Here is a 26,461-nt window from a genome sequence, read left to right as displayed (position 1 = left end):
TCACACGACGCGAGGAGACGCCGCCGTTGTGCCGGAATGGCCATGATGGACCCGTGCGACCCATGCTGGCCACCCCCGGTCCGTTGCCCTCGGTGACCGAGGGGCCGCTGACCTGGGCGTTCGAGGTCAAGTGGGACGGGATGCGGATCCTGGCCCGCACCACGGAGAAGGGACTGCGGCTCACCAGCCGGACGGGCGCTGACGCCACGTCGCGGTTCCCCGAGGTCGCCGCCACCACCGGTCTGCCACCGGACACCGTGCTCGACGGCGAGATCGTCGCCTTCGACGAGCAGGGGCGACCGTCGTTCGCGCGGCTGGCGCCGCGGATCCAGGGCGCGCCGCGCGGGCCCGGCGAGCGCCCGGTCACGTACGTGGTGTTCGACCTGCTCCGGCTGCGCGGCGTCGACCTCGTGGGCCGCCCCTACGACGAGCGCCGTGCGCTGCTGCGCGAGTCCGTCGTCCCGAGCGCTCACGTCCTGGTGCCGGACGCCTTCGACGACGGCGAGGCGCTGCTCGCCTCCACCGCCGCCCAGGGGCTCGAGGGAGTGGTGGCCAAGCGCAGGTCGTCGCCCTACCGCCCCGGCGTCCGCAGCCCGGACTGGGTGAAGGTGGCTCACCGGCGCACCCACTCGTTCGTCATCGGGGGCTGGAAGCGAGGCGTGGAGTCCGGCCGGCCGCTGGCCTCCGTGCTCGTGGGCACGCCCACGGCCGACGACGGCCTGCGCTACGACGGCGCGGTCGGGTCCGGGTTCACCGAGAAGGTGTCGACGGCGCTGCTGGCCGTGCTCGCCGACACCGTGCGGCCGACGAGCCCGTTCGAGCCGAGCGACGCGGTGCCCGACGCGCTGCGCGACGGCATCACCTGGGTGGAGCCGCTCCTCGTGATCGACGTCGAGCACCTCGGCCGCGGTGGCCAGGGCCTGCTGCGCGCGCCCTCCGTGGCCCGGTTGCGGCCGGACCTCACCGCGGCGGACGCGACGGGCGACGGGGGCGAGTCGTGAACGGCGGACCGGTGACCACGGAGGTCGGCGGCCGCCAGCTGCGGCTGACCAACCTCGACAAGGTGCTCTACCCGGAGACCGGCACGACCAAGGCCGAGGTGCTCCAGTACTACCTCACGGTCGCGCCCGCGATCCTCGCCCTCGCGAAGGACCGGCCGGTCACGCGCAAGCGGTGGCCCGACGGCGTGGGCGCCGAGCCGTTCTTCGAGAAGAACATGCCGCGCGGCGCACCCGACTGGATCCCGCGCCTGACGCTGCACCACGACGGCTCGCGCTCCGGCCGCGGTGCGCGCGACCTCGACTACCCCCTGCTCGACGAGGTGGCCGCCGTCGCATGGTGCGCGCAGCAGGGCGCGCTCGAGCTGCACGCGCCGCAGTGGCGGGTCGACCGCGCCACGGGCGAGCCCCTCGCGCCCGACCGCGTGGTGGTCGACCTCGACCCGGGCGCCCCTGCGGGGCTGGCCGAGTGCGGCGAGGTCGCGCTGCTGGTCCGCGCGATGCTCGAGAGCCACGGCATGACCGCGTACGCGGTCACGAGCGGCTCGAAGGGGATGCAGGTGTACGCCGCGCTGGCCGAGGCGTCGGACAAGGGCCGCGCCGTGATCGACCGCGCGGGATCGACGTCGGAGTACGCCCGGGCGCTGGCCGCCGCGCTCGAGCAGCACCTGCCGGCGCTCGTCGTGAGCCGCATGTCGAAGGACCTGCGCCCGGGCAAGGTGTTCGTCGACTGGAGCCAGAACAACCCGGCCAAGACCACGATCGTGCCGTGGTCGCTGCGCGGGCGCGATCACCCGACCGCGGCCACCCCGGTGCCGTGGGCCGACGTCGAGGCCGGCACCACGCGCCAGCGCAGCCTCGCCGAGGCGCTCGAGTGGTACGCCGACCACGCCGGCGACCTCGCCCCCCTCTCCCCCTGACCGGTCCGATGTCACTGGTGAAACGGTCGCTTCCGGGCCCCGGAAGCAGCCCTTTCACCAGTGACATCGCGGGGGGTCAGGTGCGCGGGGCTCCGGCGGCGGTGTACGCCGTCTTGCTCGTGGTGAAGAAGTCGACGGCGGCGAAGCCCTGCTCGCGCGGGCCGTGGCTGGAGTCGCCGCGGCCGCCGAACGGCACGTGGAAGTCCACCCCGGCGGTGGGCAGGTTCACCATCACCATCCCGGCCTTGGAGTGGCGGCGGAAGTGCGACGCCGTCGCGAGGTCCGTGGTGCAGATGCCGGCCGACAGGTTCATCGTGCTGCCGTTGGCCGCCTCGAGCGCCGCGGCGTAGTCCGGCACCCGCACCACCGACACGACGGGGCCGAACACCTCCTCGCGGTTGATCGTGTGCTCGGGGGCGGTGCCGAGCACGAGCGCCGGGGCCATGAAGTGGCCCTGCGTGGCCGACTCCACCAGCTCGCCGCCGAGCACCTCGCCGCCCTCCTCGCGCGCGACGTCGAGGTAGCGCAGGTTCTGCGCCAGCTGCGTCTCGTCGACCACCGGACCCATGTCGGTGCCCGCGGCCCGGGCGTCGCCCACGGCCCAGCGCCCGAGCCGCTCGCGCACCGCGTCCACGAACCGGTCGTGGATGGCGTCGGTGACGATCACCCACGACGACGCCGTGCACCGCTGGCCGGTGCTGCCGAACCCGCCCTGCACGAGGCACTCCACCGCCACGGCGAGGTCGGCGTCGTCCACGACGACGAGCGGGTTCTTGCCGCCGAGCTCGAGCTGCACCTTGCGGCCCACCGGCGCAGGGGCGTCGAGGATGATGCGGCCGGTGGCCACCGAGCCGGTGAACGTGACGGCGTTCACCGCCGGGTCGGTCGTGAGCGTGGGGCCGAGCACCGAACCTCGCCCCAGCACGAGGTTGAGCGCGCCCTCGGGCAGCCCGGCCCGGTTGAGGATGTCGACGAGCTCCCACGCGCTCGCGGGCACGAGCTCGGCCGGCTTGAGCACCACGGTGTTGCCGAACGCGAGGGCCGGCGCCACCTTCCAGGCCGGGATGGCGATGGGGAAGTTCCACGGCGTGATCACCGAGACGACGCCGAGCGGCTCGCGGGTGACGGTCACCTCGATGCCGGGCCGCACCGAGTCCAGCACGTGCCCGTGCGGTGCCAGCACCGCGCCGGCGAAGTACTTGAGGATCTGGCCGGCGCGCACCACCTCGCCGCGCGCCTCGGGCAGGGTCTTGCCCTCCTCGCGGGCGAGCAGGTCGCCGAGCTCGTCGGCGCGCGCGAGCACCTCCGAGCCGGCCCGGTCGAGCACCTCGGAGCGCTGCCAGGGCGTGGTGGCCGACCACACCGGGAAGGCGGCGGCCGCGGCGTCGATCGCCTGCCGTGCGACGTCGACGTCGGCGGTCCCGTGCTCCACGACGACGTCGGAGAGGTCCGACGGGTTGACGTCCGCGTGGACGCCCCCGCCCGTCACGGTCGACCCGCCCACGACCGAGGTGATCTGCCTGCCCATCGCGACTCCCGTCCGCTCGTCCCTGCCAGGACCCTAGACGGCGCGCTCGCGCGTCGCCCCGCCGCCGACGTCCCCCCTCGCCAACCGCATCCCGCGGCCGCGCCGTCCGGACCGGCCGGGACGCGCGGGACGCCGTAGCGTTCGGCCATGGCGGTCATCGGCGTCACCGGGTCGACCGGCCGGCTCGGCGGCCGCGTGGCGGCGCGCCTGGCCGGCAGCGGCGCCCGGCAGCGGCTCCTCGTGCGCGACCCGTCGCGCGCGCCGCAGCTGAGCGGCGCCGACGTGGTGGCGGCCTCCTACGACGAAGGCGCCGCGGTGAGCCGCGCCCTCGAGGGCGTGGAGGTCGCGCTGATGGTGTCCGCGTCCGAGAGCGTCGACCGGGTGGCGCAGCACCTCACGTTCGTCGACGCCGCCGCGGCCGCCGGCGTGCAGCACCTCGTGTACGTGTCGTTCCTCAACGCGCACCCTGACGCGACGTTCACCCTCGCGCGCGACCACTGGGCCACCGAGCAGCACATCGGCCGCAGCGGCATGAGCTTCACGTTCCTGCGCGACTCGCTCTACGCCGACGACATGCTGCGCCTCGCCGGCGACGACGGCGTCATCCGCGGTCCGGCCGGTGACGGCCGCGCCTCGGTCGTGGCGATCGACGACGTCGCGGACGTGGCCACCGAGGTGCTCCTCCGGTCGGCGGCGCATCGCGACGTCGCCTACTCGGTGACGGGTCCGGAGGCGCTGACCCTCGACGAGGTCGCCGCGGTGCTGACCCGCCGCCTCGGTCGCACCTACCGCTTCCACGACGAGACGCTCGAGGAGGCCTACGCGTCGCGGGCGGCCTACGACGCCCCCGACTGGCTGGTGGAGGCGTGGGTGTCCACCTACACGGCCATCGCCGCGGGGGAGATGGCGACGGTGTCGACCGCGGTCGAGCACATCACCGGCCGCCCCGCGACGAGCCTGGACGAGCTCGCGGCACGCATCGCCGCCGACGTCTGACGACGGGCCGGGGGAGCGCCCGCTCCTGGCACGGGACCCGCATGCGTACGCCGGCCCCCGAGACGGCCGGCGTACGCATGCTGGGTCGGGCTCTCAGGCCGTGGACCACCCGCCGTCGGCGGACACGGTGGCGCCGTTGACGTTGGACGCCTCCTCGCTCGCGAGCCACGAGACGACCGAGGCGATCTGGTCGGGCTGCGCGGGGCTGCCCATCACCCCCATCGAGAGCATGGCGCGCTGCATCGCCCACTCGGACTGGGGCGCGGCCGTCGCGCCGATCGCGGTCTCCACGGCGCCGGGCAGCACGGCGTTGGACCGGATGCCCTGGGGGCCGTAGAAGTACGCGACGCTGCGGACGAGGCCGATCACGCCGTGCTTGGACGTCGTGTACGCGACGCCCGAGGCCCCCGCGCCCAGCGACGCCTTCGAGGCCACGGTGACGATCGCGCCGCCGCCGTCCTGCGCGAGCATCACGGGCAGCACCGCGCGGGTCAGGCGCATCACACCCGTGAGGTTGACGCCGAGCACGCGCTCCCAGGTGGCGTCGTCGACCTCGCCGAGGGGCAGGAAGTGGTCCATGATCCCGGCCACGTTCGCCAGGACGTCGATGCGCGGGCCGGCGAGGGCGACGACCCGGTCGACGTCGGCCTGCGAGGTGATGTCGGCGGCGACGAGCTCGGCCGTGAGGCCGGCCGCCCCGAGCGCCTCGCTGGTCTCCGCGAGCGCGGTGTCGTTGACGTCGAAGCCGACGACCCGCGCCCCCTCGGCCGCCAGCCGCAGCACCGTGGCGCGCCCGATCCCGTTGGCCGCGCCGGTGACGATCGCGACCTTGCCGCTGTGCCTCGAGGTGTCCATCTCGTTCCCTCCCGCACCCCTGCGCCGTCCACGCTAGCCGCGCGACAGGCGCGAAGGCGGGTCGAGCACGGCCGTGCGTGCGACCCGTCCCGCAGGGCTCAGGACGCCGGGGCCGTGCTCCGGGGGAGGTCCGCACGCATCAGCCAGGAGCGCTCCGCGTTGGGGTCGGGCATCTCCTCGACCCGGGTGAAGCCGCGGGCGAGGTAGAACCCCTCGCGGCTGGCGAGGCACTCGAGCAGCACGGTGCCCGGGCCGTCCTGCGCCAGGCGGTCGAGCGCGGCCTCGAGCAGCAGCCGGCCCAGGCCCGTGCCGTGCAGCGACGGCTCGACCGCGACGCGGCTGATCCACGCGTGCCCGTCGTACGGCGCGTGGCCGCGCAGGACGCCCAGCTCGAAGACCCAGTCCTTGGCCAGGATCGGGTCGTCCGGCGGCGCGTCGGGCGACACGTGCCGGCACACGAAGCAGCGGCCGTAGGGCGAGGCCCGCACGACGCCGACGAGCGTGTCCCCGAGGAACACGCCGAGGTGCACGGCGTCCTCGTCCCAGGGCTCGGCGAGGTAGAAGTGCCGCACGCCGACGAACCGCTCGAACGGCTCCGGCCCGAGCATCCCGACGACGAACTCCTCGTCGAAGAAGGCCCGCGCAGCCACGAGACCCGCCTCGGCCCACTCCTCGCGCACCAGCTCGCGCACCTCGGGGACCACTGCCACGGGCGTCACCCTCGCAGGTGGCCGTCACGCCGTCGACGGTGGCCGGCGCTCACCCCTCGTAGAGCCCGCCCGACAGGTACTTCAGGCCGCTGTCCACCTGCAGCGTGACCACCCGGTGCCCCGCGCCGAGACGCCGGGCCAGGTGCCGGGCCGCCACGAGGTTGGCCCCGGTCGAGGGACCGGAGAAGATCCCGGCGCGTCGCGCGGCGTCGCGCGCCATCGCGAACGCCTCCGCCTCCGGGACCGGCAGCACCTCGTCGTAGTCGTCGGCGCTCAGCTGGGGCGGGACGAAGCCGATGCCCCCTCCCTCGATGTGGTGGGTGCCGGCCGGCTGCCCGGACAGGACGGCGGACTCGGCGGGCTCGACGACGACACGGTGCACCCCCGGCACGGCCGCGCGCAGCGCCCGTGTCGTGCCGAGGAAGCATCCGGCGGTGCCGACGTAGGAGCAGAAGGCGTCGACCTCGCCGTCGAGCTGGCCGACGATCTCCTCGCCCAGGGCGACGTACCCGTCGACCATGTCGTGGTTGTTGAACTGGTCGGTGGCGTAGGCGCCCGTCTCGCGCGCGATCTGCTGCGCCCGCTCGCGCATCCGCGGGATGAGGTCGGGTGTGATGCCCTCCGGGCTCGGGACGAGCTCGACGTGGGCGCCAAGCGCCTGCATGGTGCGCAGCTTCTCCACGGCGAAGGCGTCCGAGCTGACGATGTGGAGGGGGTGCCCGGTGAGGGAGCAGACATAGGCGAGCGACGATCCGGTGGAGCCGCCCGTGTACTCCACCACCGGCTGCTGCGGGGCGAGCCGACCCGATCGCTGCGCTCCGAGGATCATCGACAGCGCCATCCGGTCCTTGTACGAACCGGTCGGGTTGGCGGACTCGATCTTGACCCAGATCTCCGCGTCGTCCGGCTCGGTGAGCCCGTTCAGCCGGACCAGAGGGGTGCGGCCGATCGCGGCGAGCGCGTCGTCGGCTCGCGCGAGGTGGTCGACGGGACCTGACCGGCTCATGGCACCTCCACGGCGTCCGGCTGTCACTCGGGCCGGTGCGCACGGTATCCCAGGCGCACCCGGGTCCGGCCGGAATCGCGGACGGAGGACGGGCCGTGCGCGCGTGACGGGGAAGCGACCGCGCCGCACGGTCAGAGGCGCTCGGCGTGGGCGGTGAGCACCTCGCGGACCCGGGTGAGGTAGCGCACCACCGCCTCGCGCTCGGCCGGGTCGAGCACGTCCTCGGCCGCCACGAGGTCGGCGACGAGGGGGCCGATCTGCTGGAACACCGCGGTGGCGCCCTGCGCGGTGGGCCGGACCACGCGACGCCGGCCGTCGTGGACGTCGGGCTCGCGCACCACGTGGCCGGCCTCCTCGAGCCGGTCGACCAGCACGGTCGCCGACGCCGAGGTCATGTGCAGCCGGCGGGAGAGCTCGACCGGCCCCATGGGCTCGCCCATGAGGTGCTCCATGGCGTCGACCTCGCTCTGGTTGAGCCCCAGCCTGCGGGCCAGCGCCACGCGCAGCGTGGGCATCTGGTTGAGGACGGCGTAGAACGCCTCGCTGACCTCCGAGCTGACCCAGTTCTCCGGCCGGGTCGGCCGCGCCGCCCCGTCGGCGGGTGCGCCGGACGGGCCGGCCGACGCGGGGTCGGGCGGCTGCTGCTCGGGGCGGCTGACCATGTCGCTAGACAGTCTAGGGACCCTGGGGTAGCCTCGTCCATCACTAGACAAACTAGCGATCCTCGCGGCCACACGTCGCCGCGCCCCGCCCCTGCGAACCTCTCGGGAGCCCCCTCGTGCGGATGCCCACCGGCCACGTCGCCCGCCGACGCTCGGCCTTCGTCGTCCTCGGACTGACCGTGCTCGCGGTCGTCGTCGTGGCCTTCCTCAAGGCCCCCGAGCCGGTGGCGCCGCTGGTCTCCTCGGGCCTGCCCACGAGCTACCAGTCCGCCGAGGCCGAGCTGCGCCAGCAGGCGCTGCCCGACCCCGGGGTCGCGCCCGCGATCGTCGTGTACAGCCGCGAGGACGGCGGCGCGCTCACCCAGGTGGACCGCACCGCGGTCTCGGCGCGCGCCAGCGCCCTGGCCCCGCTCGGCGTCGGCGAGCAGCCGCTGCAGCCGGCGTACTCCCCGGACGGCACGGTCGCCGTGGTGGCCGTCCCGGTCGACACCACGGGCGACACCGCCGCCGAGGTCGCCCAGCTGCGCACCACCGCCGCCGCGGACCTGCCCGACGGGCTGCGCGCCCAGGTGACCGGAGGCCCGGCGTTCGGCGCCGACCTCGCCGCGGTGTTCGACGGCGCCGACATCACGCTGCTCGCCGCGACCGCCTCCGTCGTGGCGGTGCTGCTCCTGATCACCTACCGAAGCCCCTGGCTGTGGCTGGTGCCGCTGCTCGTGGTCGGTGTCACCGAGCAGGTGACCACCAAGGTGGTGGCGCTCGTGGCGCCCCACTTCGGGATCGTGGTCGACCCGTCCTCCGCGGGAATCACGAGCGTGCTCGTGTTCGGCGCCGCGACCGACTACGCGCTGCTGCTCATCGCGCGCTACCGCGACCGGCTGCGCTCGGACGAGAGCCGGTTCGAGGCGATGCAGGAGGCGCTGCGGCGCACGGCCGAGCCGATCCTCGCCTCGGCCGGCACGGTGATCCTGGCCCTGCTCACCCTCCTGCTCGCGCAGGAGGAGAACCTGCGCGGCCTGGGGTTCTCGGCCGCGATCGGCGTCCTGCTGGCGATGGTCTCCGCGCTCGTGGTGCTGCCGGCCGCTCTCGTGGTGTTCGGCCGCGGGCTGTTCTGGCCGTTCGTGCCGCGGGTGGGCGACGAGCCCCGCGAGGGCAAGTTCTGGGGCCGCGTGGGCGAGGCCGTCCGCCGGCGCCCCATGGCCGTGGGCTCGGGCGCGGTGGCCGTGCTCGTGGTGCTCGCCCTCGGCGGGGTGGGCCTGTCCGTGGGCCTCAGCCAGACCGAGCAGTTCCGGGTGAAGCCGGAGTCGGTCCTCGGCCAGGAGACGCTCGCCAGCGCGTTCCCCGCGGGAGAGAGCGCGCCCGCGGCCGTCATGACCGACCCGGCGTCGGTCGACGCCGTGGTGGCCGCCGCGACCGCGGTGCCCGGGGTGGTCTCGGCGCGGCCGGGGCCGGCGTCGGCCGAGGTGGCGCAGGTGAACGTGGTGCTCAGCGCGTCGCCCGGCTCGGAGGCCTCCTACGACCAGGTGCGCGCCCTGCGCGACGCGGTCGGGGCCGTGCCCGGCGCGGACGCCGTGGTGGGCGGCGAGGTCGCGCAGCGCCTCGACCAGAGGGACGCCGCCCTGCGCGACACCACGGTGGTCGTCCCGCTGGTGCTGCTCCTCGTGGCGGTGGTGCTGGTGCTGCTGCTGCGGTCGCTGCTCGCGCCGGTGCTGCTCGTGGCGACGGTGCTCGGCACCTACTTCGCCGCCGTCGGGGCGTCGTGGTTCGTGTTCCAGCACGTCCTGGGCTACCCCGCCCTCGACACCACCGTGCTGCTGCTGTCGTTCCTGTTCCTGGTGGCGCTCGGCGTCGACTACAACATCTTCCTGTCGACGCGGGCCCGCGAGGAGGCGCTGCTCACGAACACCCGCGACGGGATGCTCACGGCGCTGCGCGCCACCGGAGGCGTCATCACGAGCGCCGGCATCCTGCTGGCAGCCGTGTTCGCCGTGCTGGGTGTGCTGCCGCTGATCGCGCTGGCGCAGATCGGCACCATCGTGTGCGTCGGCGTGCTGCTCGACACGCTGCTGGTGCGCACCGTGCTGGTGCCCGCGCTCGCGTTCCTGCTCGGCGAGCGGTTCTGGTGGCCCTCGCGGGTCGACGGCCGCGACGCCGGCGCCTCGAGCCTGGAGCACGAGCCGGCTCCGGTGCCCTGACGCGGGCACCGGGGCCGCGGCCGGGTCAGCCCTGGTCGCGCAGCATGCGGCGCAGGATCTTGCCCGACGCCGACTTCGGGATGGCGTCGGTGATCACCACCTTGCGCACCTGCTTGTAGTGCGCGACCTGGCCGGCGACGAACTCCTGGATGTCCTCCGGCGTCGCCTCCGCGCCCGGGCGCAGCACCACGTGGGCCACCGGGATCTCGCCGGCCTCGTCGTCCGGCATGCCGACCACGGCCGCGTCGGCGACGGCGGGGTGGGTGAGCAGCAGGGCCTCGAGCTCGGCCGGCGGCACCTGAAAGCCCTTGTACTTGATGAGCTCCTTGAGCCGGTCGACGACGTAGAGGTGGCCGTCGGCGTCGATGTGGCCGATGTCGCCGGTGTGCAGCCAGCCGTCCTGGTCGAAGATCGCGTCGGTCGCGGCCTTGTTGCCCAGGTAGCCCAGCATCACCTGCGGGCCCTTGACGCAGACCTCGCCGTCCTCGTCGACGCCGAGGTCCTTCTGCGTGGCCGGGTCGACGATCCGGGTGACGGTGTTGGGGGCGGTGACGCCGCAGGAGCCGGGCTTGAACATGCCGGGCGGCGTCAGGTGCGACACCGGTGACATCTCGGTCATGCCATAGCCCTGCACCACCTCGCAGTCGAGGCGGGCGCCGGCCTCGAGGGCGAGCTCGGCCGAGAGCGGCGCCGCGCCGGAGAACACCTGCTTGAGGGCGCTGAGGTCGTAGGAGTCCACCATCGGGTGCTTGGCCAGCGCCACCACGATGGGCGGCGCGACGAACGACCGGGTGATCCCGTAGTCCTGGTGCAGGCGCAGGAACTCCTCGAGGTCGAACCGCGGCATCGTGATGACGGTGACGCCGGCGCGCAGCCCGGTGTTCATCAGCACCTGCATGCCGTAGATGTGGAAGAAGGGCAGCACCGCGATGAACTTCTCGTCGTCGCGGATGTCCGCGGCGGAGAGCACCTGCGCCACGTTGGCGACCAGGTTGCGGTGGGTGAGCATGACGCCCTTGCTGATGCCCGTGGTGCCGGAGGAGTACGGCAGGCACACCACGGTGTCCGGCTCGACCGGCACCTGGGCCTGCGCGGGCGGGCCGAACAGCGCGGTGACCGGCGTGGCGCCCTCCGCCTCGCCGAGCACGAAGACCTCGGTGACCGCGGTGCCGGCCGCGGCCGCCCGGGCGGTCTCGAGGAACATCGGGATGGTGACCAGCAGCGAGGCCCCGGAGTCGACGAGCTGCTTGTGCACCTCGGCCTCGGTGTAGGTCGGGTTGATCGTGGTGATCGCGCCCCCGGACATCGCGACGCCGTGGAAGACCACCGCGTACTCCGGGATGTTCGGCGACATCAGCGCCAGCACGTCGCCGCGGCCGAACCCGCGCGCCGTGAGCCCCCCGGCCAGCGAGCGGACCGCGGCCTCGAGCCCGGCGTACGTGATCGTGCGCCCGCTGGCGCCCTCGATGAGCGCGGGCTTGTCCCCCAGCCTGGCGCAGCCCTCGAGCACGTACTCGGAGAGCGCGGAGTCGGGGATCACGACGTCGGGAAGAGGGCTGGTGAAGACCATGGGTGCTCCCGGTGCTGGGCGACGTTGACCTGTCGGGAAGTGTGATCCACGAGGGTGCACCGAGGGCCGGAATCACGCGACTCGGACGTATCGATCCGGTCGCAGCCGGCCGCCGGACGTCCCCGGCCGGGTCAGGTGCGGGCCCACAGGTCGGCGGCCACCAGCTCGGCGACGAGGGTCTCCGTGAGGAGCCGGACGTCGTCGTCCTCGTCGCCGGGGTAGCGCAGCACTGCGGCCGCCCCCGGCACGTCGGCGCCCACCGCCACCACCGTCGAGCCCCGCTCCGTGGTCCAGCGCAGCAGCTCGTCCTCCCAGCGCGACCCGGCCAGCAGCAGCATGCGGTAGTCCGTCGTGCGGGTGAGGTAGACGTCGACGTGGCTCCAGTCGGCTGTCTCGCAGGCGTAGGCCGGCACGCGCGGCCCCTCCCGCAGCATCAGCGCCGACTGCTGGGCCGAGGTCAGGCGCCGGGCCGGCGCGACGACGTGCGTGCCCTGCGGCCCGGCGAGCAGCTCGCGCAGCTCGGGCAGCCAGGAGGGCCGGCGCGCGAGCAGCGAGTCCGTCGCCAGCGCGGCCGCCCGGGCGAGGGCCGCGACGTCCGGGCCGGCACCGGTGAGGTGGGCCTCCAGCGCCAGCAGGAGGGCGAGCGTGTGCTGGTAGCTGCGGCACGCCACCCCGCCCTCCTCCGTCCCCGCCCGCAGGTCGACGACGAGGTCCGCGCTGCCGGCCAGCGGCGAGCCGGTGGTGTTCGTGAGCAGCACGACCGGGCAGCGGCCGCGGTAGTGCTCGACGGCGGCGCGCGTCTCGCGGGAGCCGCCGCCCGCGGAGACGGCGACCACGACGGTGCGGTCGTCCGCGGGCGGCAGCAGGTCCGAGCCGGCGAGCTCGGCCACGGCGTCCACCCCGGCGGCGCGCAGCCGGGCGGCGGCGACGCCCGCGGCGTACGCCGAGGAGCCCATGCCCAGCAGGACGAGCCGGGAGGCGCCGGGCAGGGCCGCCCACGGGTCGGCGTCGTCGAGGGCGGCGGCCAGCGAGCGCAGCTGCTCGGGCTTGCGCTCGAGGTCGGCGAGGAACAGGGCGGGGTCCACAGTCACTCCGGGGTGCGGTCGGTCGGGACGTCGGGAAGCAGGTCGACGAGGGCGCCGTCGGCGACGTAGCCCCAGTGCGGGAGGTGGCGCACCGCGTAGAGGTGCTCGCGCACCTCCTGCTGGAACCGCAGCGGCGGCACGAGCCGCTCGTCGAGCAGGTGCGCGTGGCCGGCGAGGGCGAGGCCGGCGGCGTACTCCCGCCCGAACTCCTCCTGCGCCGCGGGGATCCAGCCGCGCACGACCTCGGCGTCGGCCCCCTCGGTGCGGCGCAGCACCACCCGGCCCACGTGGTCGAGGGAGGCGAGCATGCCCGCGACGTCGAGGGCGGCCGGCTGCGGGGCGCCGCGCTGCGCGGCCGCGAGCACCGGGTTGCCGTCGAAGTCCGTGACGGCGTAGTCGAACCGCAGCGCGGGGTCGTCGCTGGGGGTCCGCAGCACCTGGCCCACGTGGTAGTCGCCGTGCACGGGGATCAGCGGCGTGCCGGCAGCGGCGGCCAGTGCGTCGTACGCCGCGGCGATGCGCGGCGCCCGGGCGCGCAGCCGATCGCCCTCGGGGCCGCCCACCAGGGTGAGCGCCTCGTCGAGCTCGGCGAGCGCGGCCGCCCGCCACGCCTGCGCGAGGTCGGCCCCGGCGTGGGACTCGCGGCCGTGCGCCAGCGCCACGTGCAGGCGCGCGGTGAGGGAGCCCAGCCGGCGCGGGGCGGCCAGGGCGTCGTCGGCCGGCACCCGGTGCCGCGCCGCCGCGCTCACGTCGGCCACGGCCCAGTCCCAGCCGTCCTGGGCGTGCGGCAGGTAGGCGGTGACGGCCGCGAGCAGCACGTCGACGCCGTCGGCGTCGGTCCAGCGCAGCAGCGCCCAGGCGGCGGGGGTCTCGGTGAACCCGGCGGCCGCGAGCGCGGCGATGCGGTCAGCGGCGGGCTGGGCGCCGCGCTCGCCCGCGCGCGGCAGGCGCACGGACCACTTGACCATGGCCCGCTCGCCCACGACGACCGACTCGTTCGTCTGGTCCACGGTCAGCCCGCTCTCGCCGGCGATCGGCTCGGCGTGCCACACCTGCGCGGTGAACGAGCCGCCGAGGTCCGCGCTCGCGGGGCCGCCCGCGACCCGCGCGGACAGGCGGCGCAGCAGAGCCTCCGCCACGCCGTCGCCGGGCAGCGCGCGGCGCACCGAGCCCGCCTCCGCGGCGAGCGGGACGGTCCACCGCGCTCCGGCTGCGTCCTCGACGACGCCGACCGCGCGGCCGTGGTCGAGCTCCAGGGCCGCGAGCAGCCGCAGCGGAGCGGGCACCGCCACGACCGCGCGCCGCTCGCCGGGCGGCAGCACCAGCGACCCCGGTGCCGCCGCGACGAGCGCCGCGAGCGAGTCCACGTCGTCCGGCTCAGCCCTGGTCGGCGTGCGCCCGCGCGACCTGCTCGATCACGTCGGCGCCGCGCACGAGGCCGTCGCGGGCGCGCACGCGCTCGCCGATACCGGCCAGCTCCGCGCGCTTCGCCCCGGACAGCACGGTGGCGAGGGCGGCGTCCATCTCGGCGTCGGTGAACGAGTACGTCGCGAGCCGCACGCCGAACCCGAGCTCGTGCATGCGCTGCGCGTTGTCGTACTGGTCCCAGAACAGCGGCAGCAGGATCATCGGCTTGCCGAAGTGCAGGGCCTCGGTGGTGGTGTTGTTGCCGCCGTGGGTGATGACCGCGTCGACCTGCGGGATGAGCGTGGTCTGCGGGAGGAACTCCGCGCCCACCATGTTGTCGGCCAGCTCGTACTCCGTGTGCTGGGGGCCCTTGCTCACGATGTAGCGGTGGGGCGTGCGGCCGAGGACGTCCACGAGCCGCTTCATCAGGTCGACGTCGGCGCTGCCCAGCGACCCCAGCGAGAGGTAGATCAGCGCGCTGCCCTCGGGCCGGTCGGCCACGGCCGCGGGCACGACGTACTGCTCGTCCGTGCCCCGCACGCTGGAGTCCATGCGGTGCCATGTCGCGTCGAGCGGCCGGCGCGCGGTGTAGTCGGCCTCCTCCGGGAACACGTAGAGGTTGGCGTGCTCGGAGGTGTGGATGAACTCCAGGTCCGGCAGGGGCGGCGCGCCCTGGGACACGACCCAGTCGTTGTACGACGACCACATCGCGCGGTGCGTGCGGTCGTACTCCGCGCGGAACGAGTCCCACTCGGTGCGGTCGTCGGAGGGCAGCCCCGAGTAGGCGGGCGGCACGTCCGGGCCGTTCATCTCCAGCGGGTTGCACGACATGATCCGCACGAACGGCGCGCCCGCCGTCATCAGCGCGGGGAAGCACACGACGTTGTCCTCCACGACGACGTCGGGCCGCACCCGGTCGATGATCGCGCGCAGCTGCGGCTCGCAGTACTGGGCTCCGTCGATCAACGCCTGCCAGGTGGGCGCCATGAAGGTCTCGAGCTGCTCGACCGTGGGCTTGCGGAACTCCGGCGCGGTGTCGCGGATGAAGTCCTTCCAGAACTGGCCGGCGTCCTGCTCGGCCTCCTCGCCCTCGACCGGCTCCGGCGGCGGCGCCAGGTCGACGAGGTCCTCCTCGAAGCCGAGCGCGGTGAGCTTGCCCTTCCACGACGCCTCGGCAGCGAACACCACGCGGTGGCCGCGACGACGCAGCACGTCGCCGACGCCGATGCACTGGTTCGTCGGCCCGAACGCGGACTCGGGCATGAACAGGATCGTCAGGGGTCGGGTGGACATGCGCCCTCTCTCGGTCGTCGACGGTGACGGGAGCCTGACGGACGTCGGCCGCGAGCAGCCTAGGACCGCAGCGGCGCCGGCCCGGGAGAGGGGCGGTGGGCGTGGCCGACGCGGGTCACGTCGCCGTGCCGCCCGGCCGGTGCCGCGTCAGGCGGGGCAGGTGCAGCCGGTCAGGGGGGAGCAGCGGCCGCAGTCCGGCGCCCAGCGCCACCAGACCCGGGCCAGCACGGCGAGGGCGCCGAGCAGCGCCACGGCCGCGTACACCAGGTAGGCGGTGACGCCGGCGGCCAGGCCGTAGGAGCCGGCCACCGCGGCGTCGAGGACGAGCAGCAGCCAGGTGCCGGTCGCAATCCCCGAGACGTCGGGCGAGCGCCACGCGGTGACCGCCGCGGGGGTCACGTACCAGAGCACGGAGCAGCCGAGGACCGTCGCGAACAGTCCGGGAGCGAGCGGCGCGGCCAGGCCGGCACCGGCGAGCAGCGCGGCCCACCCGAGCGGCAGCCACATGCCCGTGCGGGCGTCCGAGCGGCGCACCACCGCGACGAAGGTGGCGAGCATCGCGGGCAGTCCGGCCACGGACGTGGCGACCACCCACACGTCGTGCAGGTGCAGGCCGTAGAGCAGCCAGGCCAGGGTCGAGACGAGCGAGTTGGTGATGCTGGGCAGGGACACCCCGGCCACCGACCCCGTGCGGCGCACGTGCAGCCACTGCGGGACGCCGAAGGCCAGGGCGAGCGCCGTGGTGGCGGCACCGGTCACGAGGACGAGCAGGTCGGTGGTCACGGGAGCCTCCCTCGGCGTGGGGCGCCGGTGGCGGCGCGCTGGCTGGGACGTGCGGGTCGCCCGGTGCGGGACGCCGGCCGGGCGGACGGGCGTTGCCGGCCGGCCGAGGGCGTGCGACGAGCCGCCCCGGGGCGGGACGGCTCGCGGCGTGCCTCGGGCCCTTCTGGCGGCTGGACCCGTCGTCGTTACTGACTCGTGAGTCAGTAACGGGAGGAGTCTAGGGCTGCCCGGGCGGCGACCTCAAACCGGTTCCGGGTGAGGTGCGCCACCCGGGCGTCCGGCCGGGGCGGCGCGTCGTGTCCGCACCGCTTCCGTCGCCCGGCCGGCGCGTGGCAGCGTGGCCCCCGGGCCCGACCCGCGGACCCGGCAGGAGGCGCGACGTGACCACCCACCCGGTCAGGACGACCGACGAGGCCATCGCCTACGAGCACGAGCACTGCGCGCACAACTACCACCCGCTGCCGGTGGTGATCAGCTCCGGCGAGGGGGCGTGGGTCACCGACGTCGAGGGGCGCCGCTACCTCGACATGCTCTCGGCGTACTCGGCGATCAACTTCGGGCACGGGCACCCGGCCCTGGTCGCGGCGGCCGAGGAGCAGCTGCGGCGCATCACGCTCACGAGCCGGGCCTTCCACAACGACCGGCTCGGTGAGTTCTGCGCCCGGCTGTCCCGGATCGCGCGGCACGAGGCCGTGCTGCCGATGAACTCCGGCGCCGAGGGCGTGGAGACCGCGCTCAAGCTCGCGCGCAAGTGGGGCTACCAGCGCAAGGGCGTGCCGCACGACCGGGCCGAGATCATCGTGTGCAGCGGCAACTTCCACGGCCGCACCACGACGATCGTGTCGTTCTCCGACGACCCCGTCGCCCGCGACGACTACGGCCCCTACACGCCGGGGTTCGTCATCGTCCCCTACGGCGACCTCGACGCGCTGGCGGCGGCGATCACCGACGACACGGTGGCCTTCCTGGTCGAGCCCATCCAGGGCGAGGCGGGAGTCGTGCTCCCGCCGACCGGCTACCTCCAGGCCGCGCGCGAGCTGTGCACGGAGCGGCGCGTGCTGTTCGTGGCCGACGAGATCCAGTCCGGCCTCGGCCGAGCGGGTGCGACGTTCGCCTGCGATCTCGCCGGCGTGCAGCCCGACGTCCGGATCCTGGGCAAGGCCCTGGGCGGCGGCATCATGCCGGTCTCGGCCGTGACGGCCGACTGGGACGTGCTCGGCGTGATCCAGCCGGGGGAGCACGGCAGCACCTTCGGCGGGAACCCGCTCGCGGCCGCCGTGGGCATCGCGGTGTGCGACCTGCTCGAGGCCGGCGAGGTGCAGGAGCGCTCGCGCCGGCTCGGCGAGCACGCGCTCGCGACGCTGCGCGCGGCGGACCTGCCGGGCGTGAAGGAGGTGCGCGGCAGCGGCCTGTGGTGGGCCGTCGAGCTCGACGGCACCGGGCCGACCGGCCGCGACGTGAGCCTCGAGCTGCTCGCCCGCGGGATCCTCGCCAAGGACACCCACACGTGGACGATCCGCTTCGCCCCGCCCCTCGTCGTCGAGGAGGCCGACCTCGACCACGCGCTGCGCACGATCGTCGAGGTGCTCTCCGACCGCGGGGTGACGTCCGCCCCCTGACCTGGCCGGGCGCCGTCCCGTGCGCCGAGGGCGAATTCCGCTTGCGGGGACGCCGGCGCGACGTACGGTGTCGGGTACACGGGAAGGGAGGTGGTCCGATTCATGTATGAGCATCGGATGCGTGAGGTGGCTGCCCGCTAGCCAGGACAGCCCGCTGACCTCCGGGTCGCGCTGATCCCAGCAGCGACTCCCAGGCAGCCACCCGAGCCCCGGGGTGTCGGCCCGTCCAGCCGACCGTCGTCACGTCACCGACGTGACGCCGACCAGCCCCGGGGCTCGCCATGTCCGGGCCGCGTCCACGCCCCCCGTCAGGGCAGCCAGGAGACGTGACCGCCGAGGTAGTAGTAGCCGAGGAACGCCGTCGAGTCGATGAACAGGTGCGCCAGCAGGAACGGCATCACCCGGCCCCATCGGCGGTAGAGCCAGGCGAAGACCGCGCCCATCGCGAGGTTGCCCAGGAAGCCGCCGAAGCCCTGGTAGAGGTGGTAGGCCCCGCGCAGCAGCGCGCTGCTGCCGATCTGGGCCCAGGGGGCCCACCCGATCTGGCGCGCCCGGTGCACGAAGTAGGCCAGGACGATGACCTCCTCGAGCACGGCGTTGTACGCCGCCGAGGCCACGAGCAGGATCGGCGTCCACCAGTGCGGGTCGGCCGTCACCGCGGCGATCCGGACGTTGAGCCCCAGGTTGAACGCGATGAGGTAGAAGACCAGGCCGATCCCGCCGATCACCGCCGCCAGCACCGCGCCGCGGCCGAGGTCGCGGGGCCAGTCGCGTAGGTCGAGCCCGATCGCGCGGGGCCCCTCGCCGCTGCGCCGCAGCAGGTGCACCACCAGCAGCACCGGCACCAGCGGCAGCGCGATGTGGGCGGCCTGGAAGAGGACGTCGAGCCACGGGCGGTCGGCGATGAACGTGCCCACGAGGGTGGTCGACTGGCCGGACAGCGGCTCGCCGCGGGTGAGGGAGTCCACCAGCGAGAGCAGCGAGCGCAGCGCCGCGGCGGCGATCGACAGCCACAGGACGATCCACATCTCGGCCCGCAGCGTGCGGCGGTCGGGCATCGACGGCGTCCAGCGCTCCGGCGGCGCCGTCGGTTCGGCCAGCCCGCGCGCGACGTCCTCATCGGTCGGCGGCGCGGGTGCGGCCCCGGCGTCGCCCGAGCCGTCGCGTGCGGTGTCCTGCCAGGCGCTCACGACGTCATCCTCGCTCATGGGAATCCGGCCGCGGCGGTCCGACGTTGAGCACGTACGGCCTGCGGTGCCCGCGACGCGGCCCGCACCGGACGCGGCCCGCCGCGCGGTGGGCGACCGCCGGTCCGCACCACGTCGTGCGGGCTCGACGGCCGTCGCTTCCTCGACGAGCGAGGGGGCGGGCGCGTTCCCCCTGCGCGAGAATGGACCCCATGGACCCCGAGAGCCTGTACGAGATCCACGCCGACGGCGCCGAGCCCGGCCGCCCGGTGCTCGTGCACGCGCTGTCCGGGTTCCTCGACGCCGGCGCCGCGCGGCAGGTGGCCGTGGCCCACCTGCTGGCGACCCACGAGCACGCGACGGTGGCCACCTTCGACATCGACGCCCTGTACGACTACCGGGCCCGGCGCCCGCGGCTGGTGTTCGACACCGACCACTACGCCTCCATCGACTACCCCGAGCTGCTGCTCACGGAGTTCCGCGACCTGCGCGGCACGCCCTTCCTGGTGCTGCACGGCCCCGAGCCGGACTTCGGCTGGCGCGCCTTCACCGCCGCTGTGGTGGGGCTGGTGGAGCGGTTCGGCGTGCGCCGCGTGATCGGCATGAACGCGATCCCCTGGCCCGCGCCGCACACCCGGCCCGTGGGCGTCACCGCCCACGCGAACGACCCCGCCCTGGTGGCCGGGCGTCCCACGTTCGTCGGTGCGATCGAGGTGCCCGGCCACCTGGCCGGCGGCCTCGAGCTCGCGCTCGGCGAGGCCGGCCACGAGGCGATGGGCTTCGCTGTGCACGTGCCGCACTACCTCACGCAGGTGGAGTTCCCCCGCGCGGCGCTCACGCTGCTCACCGAGGTGGCCGCCGCCGGCGGCCTCGAGCTCGACCTCGCGGCGCTGGTGGAGCAGGCGCGCGAGAGCGACCAGGACATCGACGCGCAGGTGGCCACCAACCCCGAGAACGTGCAGGCCGTGCGGGCCCTCGAGGAGCAGTACGACGCCGTGGTGCGCGGCGCGGAGTCGGCCCTCCCGCTCGCCGACCTCGCGCCGGACGAGCCGCTGCCCAGCGGCGACGAGATCGCCGCGCAGCTCGAGGCGTTCCTGCGCGACATGGACGACGACAAGGGCCGCTCGGAGTGACCGGGCCCGGGGCGACCGACGGCGGCGGCGGGCCGCAGGCGCCCCTGCACGTCACCGACGTCCCGGCCGCGAGGCTGCCGGCGGTGTCCGAGGGCGGCGACCCCGCGTGCTGGCTCGACCGGGTGTGCCCCGAGTGCGGGCGGATCGCCGACGCCCCGGCGCCCACCTGCCCGGCGTGCGGGTCGGCGTACCCGGACTGACGCCCGCCGCGCGGCCGGAAGGCGGGCCGGCGTCCTAGGTGGTGAGGCGGGAGCCCGCGCGGTGCTCCACCCGCGAGCCGTCGCCGAGCACCCAGACCGACTGTCGCCCCTGCACCTCCCACTCGTGCGGCCCCCCGACGAGCGCGGTGTCCTCGTCGATGCCGAGCAGGGTGGTGCCCTCGGGCAGGCGCAGGAGGGCGTTGCGCAGCATGTCGGGCACCCAGGCGAGCATGCGGTCGAAGTGCGGGATCACCCGCACGTGGGGCACCAGGCCGAGGCCGGTGGGGTGATCGCTGCGCAGCTCGCGCATGCGCGGCGCCCAGTCCGACATCGCCATCGCGCCGGCGCTGCACCCGGCCACCGCGGCGCCGGCCTCGTGGGCGGCGACGATCGCCTGCCACACGGCGGTGCCGCGCAGGGTGTCGGCGAGGAACGACGGGTTGCCGCCGGACAGGTACACCAGCCCGGCGCCCTCGACCAGCGCGGCCATCGCCGGGTCGTCGGCGTCGTGGCGGTCGCGCACGTCGACCACGACCTGCTCGACGCCGAGCCGCTCGGCCTGCTCGCGACCCAGCGCGTGCCAGCGGGCCAGCGACTCCTCGCCCTCGGGCGCGGCCGCGGTGGCCAGCTGCACGTAGCGGGGCGCGCGGCCGGCGATCAGCGCGCCCTCGATCGCGGTCATCACCGGCAGGTACTCGCCGGACCCCACGAGCGCCAGCGGGCCCGGCCCTGCGGCGGTGTCCCCGGATCCCGTGCTCATCGGCGTACCTCCCACTCGGCGCCGTCCGGGGTGTCGCGCACCTCGATGCCGGCCGCGGCCAGGCCGTCGCGCACGGCGTCGCTCTCGGCCCAGCGCTTCTCCGCCCGCGCCTGCGCCCGCAGCTCGAGCAGCAGCTCGACGAGGGGGCGCACCGTCTCGGTGACGTCGACCGGGTCGCCGAGCGCGGCCACGGCCCGCGCGAGGCGGGAGCGGGCCCAGCGCAGCCCCTCCGGCGGGACGTCGGGGTCGTCGAGGGTGTCGAGCACCAGGGCGAGCGGGGTGCGGACGTCGCCCGCGGCGAGCGCGTCGTCGATCGCCTGGTCCGGGAAGAAGAGCTGGGGCTCCGGCACCGGCGCCACCGGTTCGGGCGTGGCCGCGCCCGCGCTGCGACCGTGCTCGGCGATCTGCTCGACGGACACCGTCTCGCCGGCCGGTACCACCCACTCGTCGCCGTGGACGCGCACCACCGCGGTGCCCCGGCCGACCACCTCGCACGCGCCGGAGTCGAGGTCGACCACCAGGCCGGTGTGCTCGTCCACGCCGAGGACGAACGCGTCGTCGGGCAGCTGGTCCTCGAGCATGCGCAGGCGGCGCTCGCCCTGCCAGCAGAAGCGGGTGTCGTGGGTGCCGCCCTCGGCGTTGTTCCAGTGCGGGACGACGGCCGCGCGCAGGCCGGTGGCACGGCCGAGGACGTCGAGCCCCTCGAGCCAGTAGGGCGACTCGCCCACCTTGTAGACCTCGTAGACGGGGATCGTCACCAGGCCGAGGGTGAGGGCCGCGGCCGAGGCGAAGGTGACCGCGCCGCCCTCGGCGAGCCGGTCGTGCAGCGCCTCCGGCACGGCGCTGCCGGCCCACGTGCGCAGCGCGTACGACGGCGACCCGGGGCCGGCGAAGACCCAGTCGGCGGCGCGCAGCCGGGCCATCTCCTGCGCGTGCGCGAGCGGGTCGGCCGGCGGCGCGGAGCGGAAGCTGACCACCCCCACCTCGCGCCCCACGCTCTCGCGGAAGTACTGCTGCGCCTTCTCGGTGAGCTCGTCGGCGTTCTCCTGGAAGCCGTAGGGCGAGTCGAGCAGCACGGCACGCGTGTCCGGGCCGAGCCGGGCGAACAGCCGCTGGTGCGGCGTCACCATCGTGGGGCTCGTCTCGCCGGAACCGAGGATCGTCAGCACGCGCGTCACCCGGGGATCATCCCCCAGGACGCCGACACCCGCCGCCCGGTCGGGCGACCGAGGGCACGGCCGGAGCCGATCCCGCGGGTCATGGCGTGCGGCCCCCCGAGGTGTGGCAGGGTCGCCGCCGTGACGACCTCCACCGGCACCACCACCGGCGCGGCCCTGCGGCTGGCGCGGCTCGCCGTCACCGTCGCCTACGTGGGCCAGGGCATCAGCTTCGCGGTGCTGGTCACCCGCATCCCGGCGCTCCAGGACAAGTTCGGCCTCGATGACGGCACCCTCACGATCCTGGTGGCGCTCGTGCCGATCATCGCCGGCGTCGGCAGCGTGGTGGCCGGCTCTTTCGTGGAGCGGCGCGGGAGCCGCGCGGTGCTGCGCGTGATGGGCCCGGTCGTCCCGCTCGCCCTGGTGGTGGTCGGGTTCGCGCCCGACGTGCCGGTGCTGCTCGTGGGGCTCGCGGTGATCGGCTTCGGTCTCGGTGCGGTGGACGCCTCGATGAACATCGCCGGCGTGCGGGTTCAGGACGACATGGGCCGCTCACTGGTGGCCGGCTTCTACGCCACGTGGAGCCTCGCCGGCTTCGTCGGCGCGCTGCTCGCCAGCGCGGCGGCCGGGACGTCGCTCTCGCTGGGCGTCTTCTTCCTGATCGTCGCTGTGCTGCTCATCCCCGTACAGGTGGCGGTCGGCCGGTGGCTGCTGCCCGGGCACCCCACGCCGCAGGAGCTCTCGTCCGAGACCGCGGTGATCCACTGGCGGCCCGTGCTGCTCGTGGGCATCGCCCTGATGTGCGTCTACATCGCGGACTCCGGCGCCTCCACGTTCGGCGCGGAGTACCTCAACAAGGGGCTGGGCTCCACCGAGTCCGTCGCGGCGCTGAGCTTCGCGGCGTACACGATCATGACGGTGGCCGGCCGGATCATCGTCAACCGCACCGTCGACCGTATCGGGCCGGTGCCGCTCGTGCGCGTGGGCGGGCTGGTGGGTGTCGTGGCCGCGGTGGGGATCGCGGTCGCGCCCAACGCGCCGCTGGCGATCCTGGCGTTCGCCGTGCTGGGCCTGGGGATCTGCCCGGCGATCCCCCTCGCGTTCACGGCAGCGGCCTCGCACGACAAGACCTCCAGCGGCCTGGCCGTCGCGCGCGTGAACGTCTTCAACTACGTCGGCTTCGTCGTGGGCGTGCCGCTGATCGGCGGCGTGGCGCAGGGCTCCTCGTGGCGCTGGGCCTTCGCGGTGCTCGTGCCCGTGCTGCTCGTCGTACCGCTGCTCGCGGGCTGGTTCCGTGTCGCCCGCCACGAGGCCCCCGACGCCGTCCCCGGAGCCTGAGAGCGGGACGCCCGACCGGGCGGTCCGTCGCGCCCTCCTCACGGACGCCGGTTGCCGGCGTGCTCAGAGATCGACAGCCATGTTGACCATCATCCTCGCCGCTGCCTAGGGTCGGTGCATGAGCGACGACGTGCGATCGGGAGCGTGAGACCGTGAGCGAGATCCCTCTGGTGCGCCTCCTCTCGATGGCGCTGCGCACGGGCCTCGAGGAGCTCCACCAGGAGCTCGAGCTTGCCGGGTTCCCCGAGATCCGGCCGGCGCACGGGTATGCGCTCAACGCCGTGAGCCGTGGCGAGGCGACCGCGAGCCAGCTCGCCGTCGGTCTGGGGATGACCAAGCAGGGCGCCGCCCGTGTCGTGCAGCACCTGCTCGACACCGGCTACCTCGAGCCGGGGACCGATCCCGTGGACGCGCGCAACCGGCCGCTGGTCCTGACCCGACGCGGGCGCGCGGCGGTCGCTGCCTCGATGCGCATCCAGGGCGACCTCGAGCGCCGCTGGCGCAAGCACGTGGGAGCGGGCGACATGCGTGCCCTGCTCGGATCGCTGGAGACCATCGTGCGGGCGGAGAACGAGGGGGAGCTCCCGCCGGTGCGCCCCGGCTGGTGACGTATCCGGCCGAGAGCCAGGCGGAGGGGGAGCCGGTGCCCCCTCCGCCCGTCCCACCGCACGAAGCCGGCCCGGTCACGGTGCGCGACGCGGGCGGCTCCGCTCGGGGCTGATGTCCGCGTCAGGACGCCCAGGGGACGACGACGGGGTCGCCGTCCCCGACGCGGGCAGTAGCCCCGGGTCGTGATGCGACCACGACGACGGCGCCGTCGGGACCCGCCGTCACGCGGCGCGGGATGCCGGCAGGGAGCACCACGGCCGACCCGGCGCCGAGGCCCTCGCTCGAGTCTGCGAGCTCGACGCTCAGGCTGCCGTCGATGACGACCATGACCTGGTCCTCGCTCACGACGTGCAGCGGGCCGGTCGCGTCGGGGCTCATCTCGGTGCGCCAGACCGCCACGGAGGCCGTCGCGGGCCCGGACGGCGCGGCGTAGGTGCGCATGACTGCGGCAGGTGTGGTGACAGTGCGTGCGTTGTCGAGCGCGACCACGCTGCACGTGGTGTCCAGTGACATGTCGTCATCCCTTCTCGAGGCCGTGCTGGGCCGCAGCCCGAACGAGATCCCGCCGCGCAGCACGAGTACAGACGAGCAACTTAGTTGACCAATTCCTGAATAGTCAACGCAGTTGTCTGTCAGGTGGGATAGGAGGCGCCGACGTCCGCAGAGGACTGCGGAGTGAGCGGGTGATCGAGGAACCCCTGGTGTGGCTCCGCGGCGGCGGAGCGCACGTTCTCAGCTGATCGCGGACTCTCGGCCGGCCCAGTGCGGGGCGCGCAGGTCGCGCTTGAGGATCTTGCCGGAGGGGTTGCGCGGCAGCGCCGCCACCACCTCGACGGTGGTGGGGCACTTGAAGTGGGCGAGGCGCTCGCGGGCGAACGCGATCACCTCATCGGGGTCGAGCGTCTCGCCGGGCCGGGGCACGACCACCGCGTGCACGGTCTCCACCCACTGCGGGTGGGGGATGCCGAACACGGCGACCTCGGCCACCTGCGGATGGGCCGCGAGCACGTTCTCCACCTCGGGGCTGTACACGTTCTCCCCGCCCGTCACGATCATGTCCTTGAGCCGGTCGAGCACGAAGACGAAGCCGCCGGAGTCCACCCGGCCGAGGTCGCCGGTGCGCAGCCAGCCGTCCGCGGTGATGGTCTCGGCGGTCGCCTCCGGCTTGCCGAGGTAGCCCTTCATCGTCTGGTCGGTGCGGAACCACAGCTCGCCGGTGCTGCCCGGCTCGACGTCGCGCAGCGTCACGGGGTCGACGACCCGGACCTCGACCCCCTCCACCGGGCGTCCGGCGGAGGTGAGGCGCTCGGGGTGGTCGGGGTCGCGGTGGGCCTCCGGGCTCAGCGTCGTCACGACGCCGCCGAACTCGGTCATGCCGTACACCTGAGAGAACTCGACGTCGGGCCACGTGCCGAGCGCCCGGCGCAGCAGAGGCAACGGCATCGGCGAGGCGCCGTAGCAGAAGCAGCGCAGGCCGCCGAAGGCGGCGATCGCGGCGTCGCCGCCGTCGAGCACGCCGGCCACCACGGCGGGCACGAGGAACAGCCGGTCGGCTCCCTCGGCGATGGCGCGGAACATCGCGGCCGGGGCGACTTCGCGCAGCATCACCGTGGACGCACCCCAGTGCATGCCGATCTGCACGTAGGACGTGCCGCCCACGTGGAAGAGCGGCATGGCGGCGAGGCTGGTCACCCCGGGCGCGAACCGGAAGTAGGCGTTGTTGTGCTCGCTGTGGGCGTTCATGCCGGCGTGGGTGAGCTCGACGCCCTTGGGATGCCCGGTGGTGCCCGACGAGTACATGACGATCACGGTGTCGGTCGGCTCGACGTCGGGGGCCTGGTCGGCCGGCTCGGAGCCGTCGACCCACGCCTGGTACTCGTCGGCGTCGCCGCCGACCACGATCACGCGCTCGATGCTGGGCAGCCGGTCGCGCACGGCCGCGAGGCCGTCGGCGAACTCGGCGCCCACGAGCACCACCCGCGGCGCGCTGTCGGCGAGCACGTACGCCAGCTGGTCGCCGAAGAGGCGGAAGTTCACGATCACGTGCGCCGCGCCGAGCAGGGCGGCCGCGTTGGTGGTCTCGACCGTGGACAGGTTGTTCATGTCGATGCTAGCGACGCGGTCCCCGCGCCGAACCCCCAGCGCCGCCAGGCCACCGGCGACCCGGCGCACGCGCTCGTACCACTCCGCCCAGGTGTAGCGCTGGTCCTGGTAGGTCACGCAGTGCGCGTCCGGCTGCACGTCCGCCCAGTGGCGGAGACGGTCGGCCCACAGCCGGGCCGGGGGCAGGTCGGTCATCGCGCCACGCTCCCTCGAGGGACGCCGAGGCAGGTGCCTCGCTGCCCGCACCGTAGCCAGAGCCGGCAGCCCACGAGGGGTGAACGGCGGACGCCGTGGCCGCGCAGCACGGCCGCGGACGACCCGGGGCGGTTACCCCCGCCGCGGCGGTA

General features: G+C 74.6%; 24 protein-coding genes. 9 read left to right on the top strand and 15 right to left on the bottom strand.

Going from position 1 to position 26,461, the window contains the following annotated elements:
• The first annotated feature begins 53 nt into the window (after positions 1-53).
• Together GC157_12975 and GC157_12970 are read left to right on the top strand one after the other, a co-directional pair.
• Positions 54-1,001 carry a DNA ligase gene (locus GC157_12975; protein ID MBI1378379.1) on the top strand — a complete coding sequence of 316 codons (948 nt, stop codon included), beginning with the start codon at positions 54-56 and terminating at the stop codon, positions 999-1,001.
• The gene (locus tag GC157_12970; GenBank protein ID MBI1378378.1) at positions 998-1,918 is read left to right on the top strand and encodes an ATP-dependent DNA ligase; all 921 of its coding nucleotides are present in this window, start codon (positions 998-1,000) and stop codon (positions 1,916-1,918) included. Before GC157_12975 ends, GC157_12970 begins: the two co-directional genes overlap by 4 nt.
• Positions 1,919-1,994: 76 nt before the next feature.
• Here GC157_12970 and GC157_12965 read toward each other — a convergent pair whose 3' ends face one another.
• Positions 1,995-3,446, bottom strand: a complete 1,452-nt coding sequence (locus tag GC157_12965; GenBank protein ID MBI1378377.1) for an aldehyde dehydrogenase family protein — start codon at positions 3,444-3,446, stop codon at positions 1,995-1,997.
• 147 nt (positions 3,447-3,593) lie between these two features.
• Between GC157_12965 and GC157_12960 the strand changes: the two genes are divergently transcribed.
• Complete coding sequence (locus GC157_12960; GenBank protein MBI1378376.1) at positions 3,594-4,442, top strand: NAD(P)H-binding protein; 849 nt, start codon at positions 3,594-3,596, stop codon at positions 4,440-4,442.
• Between the two features lie 93 nt (positions 4,443-4,535).
• On the opposite strand, the gene GC157_12955 is transcribed toward GC157_12960, so the two are convergent.
• From GC157_12955 to GC157_12940, 4 genes are all read right to left on the bottom strand, one after another.
• Positions 4,536-5,297, bottom strand: a complete 762-nt coding sequence (locus tag GC157_12955) for an SDR family oxidoreductase (GenBank protein ID MBI1378375.1) — start codon at positions 5,295-5,297, stop codon at positions 4,536-4,538.
• Positions 5,298-5,395: 98 nt separating this feature from the next.
• The gene (locus GC157_12950) at positions 5,396-6,007 is read right to left on the bottom strand and encodes a GNAT family N-acetyltransferase (GenBank protein ID MBI1378374.1); all 612 of its coding nucleotides are present in this window, start codon (positions 6,005-6,007) and stop codon (positions 5,396-5,398) included.
• 49 nt (positions 6,008-6,056) lie between these two features.
• Positions 6,057-7,013: a pyridoxal-phosphate dependent enzyme gene (locus GC157_12945; GenBank protein ID MBI1378373.1), complete on the bottom strand. Its 957-nt coding sequence runs from the start codon at positions 7,011-7,013 to the stop codon at positions 6,057-6,059.
• 131 nt (positions 7,014-7,144) lie between these two features.
• Positions 7,145-7,675, bottom strand: coding sequence for a MarR family transcriptional regulator (locus GC157_12940; protein ID MBI1378372.1), 531 nt, complete (start codon positions 7,673-7,675; stop codon positions 7,145-7,147).
• 122 nt (positions 7,676-7,797) lie between these two features.
• Between GC157_12940 and GC157_12935 the strand changes: the two genes are divergently transcribed.
• Positions 7,798-9,870 (top strand): MMPL family transporter, encoded by a 2,073-nt coding sequence (locus GC157_12935; protein ID MBI1378371.1) that lies wholly within the window; start codon positions 7,798-7,800, stop codon positions 9,868-9,870.
• 25 nt (positions 9,871-9,895) lie between these two features.
• Here GC157_12935 and GC157_12930 read toward each other — a convergent pair whose 3' ends face one another.
• The 5 genes from GC157_12930 to GC157_12910 form a co-directional block, all read right to left on the bottom strand.
• Positions 9,896-11,440 carry an AMP-binding protein gene (locus GC157_12930; protein ID MBI1378370.1) on the bottom strand — a complete coding sequence of 515 codons (1,545 nt, stop codon included), beginning with the start codon at positions 11,438-11,440 and terminating at the stop codon, positions 9,896-9,898.
• Positions 11,441-11,571: 131 nt separating this feature from the next.
• Positions 11,572-12,525, bottom strand: coding sequence for an SIS domain-containing protein (locus tag GC157_12925; GenBank protein MBI1378369.1), 954 nt, complete (start codon positions 12,523-12,525; stop codon positions 11,572-11,574).
• 2 nt (positions 12,526-12,527) lie between these two features.
• Positions 12,528-13,892, bottom strand: a complete 1,365-nt coding sequence (locus GC157_12920) for an aminoglycoside phosphotransferase (protein MBI1378368.1) — start codon at positions 13,890-13,892, stop codon at positions 12,528-12,530.
• A gap of 10 nt (positions 13,893-13,902) precedes the next feature.
• Positions 13,903-15,225, bottom strand: a complete 1,323-nt coding sequence (locus GC157_12915; protein ID MBI1378367.1) for a glycosyl transferase — start codon at positions 15,223-15,225, stop codon at positions 13,903-13,905.
• 147 nt (positions 15,226-15,372) lie between these two features.
• The gene (locus GC157_12910; GenBank protein ID MBI1378366.1) at positions 15,373-16,212 is read right to left on the bottom strand and encodes a hypothetical protein; all 840 of its coding nucleotides are present in this window, start codon (positions 16,210-16,212) and stop codon (positions 15,373-15,375) included.
• Positions 16,213-16,388: 176 nt separating this feature from the next.
• Here GC157_12910 and rocD point away from each other — a divergent pair, with 176 nt between their 5' ends.
• The gene (gene rocD, locus GC157_12905) at positions 16,389-17,627 is read left to right on the top strand and encodes an ornithine--oxo-acid transaminase (protein MBI1378365.1); all 1,239 of its coding nucleotides are present in this window, start codon (positions 16,389-16,391) and stop codon (positions 17,625-17,627) included.
• A gap of 308 nt (positions 17,628-17,935) precedes the next feature.
• Here the strand turns inward: rocD and GC157_12900 are convergent, their stop codons facing one another.
• Positions 17,936-18,685 (bottom strand): CPBP family intramembrane metalloprotease, encoded by a 750-nt coding sequence (locus GC157_12900; protein ID MBI1378364.1) that lies wholly within the window; start codon positions 18,683-18,685, stop codon positions 17,936-17,938.
• A gap of 341 nt (positions 18,686-19,026) precedes the next feature.
• Here GC157_12900 and GC157_12895 point away from each other — a divergent pair, with 341 nt between their 5' ends.
• Together GC157_12895 and GC157_12890 are read left to right on the top strand one after the other, a co-directional pair.
• Positions 19,027-19,947, top strand: a complete 921-nt coding sequence (locus GC157_12895; protein ID MBI1378363.1) for a PAC2 family protein — start codon at positions 19,027-19,029, stop codon at positions 19,945-19,947.
• A complete protein-coding gene (locus GC157_12890; GenBank protein MBI1378362.1) occupies positions 19,944-20,147 on the top strand; it encodes a hypothetical protein in 204 nt (67 codons plus the stop codon). Before GC157_12895 ends, GC157_12890 begins: the two co-directional genes overlap by 4 nt.
• Positions 20,148-20,181: 34 nt before the next feature.
• Here GC157_12890 and GC157_12885 read toward each other — a convergent pair whose 3' ends face one another.
• On the bottom strand, positions 20,182-20,907 hold the full coding sequence (locus GC157_12885; protein MBI1378361.1) for a peptidase: 726 nt from the start codon (positions 20,905-20,907) through the stop codon (positions 20,182-20,184).
• Positions 20,904-22,085 (bottom strand): hypothetical protein, encoded by a 1,182-nt coding sequence (locus GC157_12880; protein MBI1378360.1) that lies wholly within the window; start codon positions 22,083-22,085, stop codon positions 20,904-20,906. The genes GC157_12885 and GC157_12880 overlap by 4 nt, the downstream gene beginning before the upstream one ends.
• Before the next feature lie 81 nt (positions 22,086-22,166).
• On the opposite strand from GC157_12880, the gene GC157_12875 reads away from it, so the two are divergent.
• Positions 22,167-23,402 carry an MFS transporter gene (locus GC157_12875; GenBank protein ID MBI1378359.1) on the top strand — a complete coding sequence of 412 codons (1,236 nt, stop codon included), beginning with the start codon at positions 22,167-22,169 and terminating at the stop codon, positions 23,400-23,402.
• 152 nt (positions 23,403-23,554) lie between these two features.
• Positions 23,555-24,010 carry a MarR family transcriptional regulator gene (locus GC157_12870; protein ID MBI1378358.1) on the top strand — a complete coding sequence of 152 codons (456 nt, stop codon included), beginning with the start codon at positions 23,555-23,557 and terminating at the stop codon, positions 24,008-24,010.
• Positions 24,011-24,131: 121 nt separating this feature from the next.
• Here GC157_12870 and GC157_12865 read toward each other — a convergent pair whose 3' ends face one another.
• Together GC157_12865 and GC157_12860 are read right to left on the bottom strand one after the other, a co-directional pair.
• The gene (locus GC157_12865; protein MBI1378357.1) at positions 24,132-24,524 is read right to left on the bottom strand and encodes a cupin; all 393 of its coding nucleotides are present in this window, start codon (positions 24,522-24,524) and stop codon (positions 24,132-24,134) included.
• Between the two features lie 219 nt (positions 24,525-24,743).
• Positions 24,744-26,309: a long-chain-fatty-acid--CoA ligase gene (locus GC157_12860; GenBank protein MBI1378356.1), complete on the bottom strand. Its 1,566-nt coding sequence runs from the start codon at positions 26,307-26,309 to the stop codon at positions 24,744-24,746.
• Positions 26,310-26,461 lie beyond the last annotated feature (152 nt).

The organism is Frankiales bacterium, assembly GCA_016125335.1.
Taxonomy (GTDB): Bacteria; Actinomycetota; Actinomycetes; order S36-B12; family CAIYMF01; genus Longivirga.
Note: the sequence above shows the minus strand (reverse complement) of the source record. Positions and strands in the feature narration are given on the sequence as shown.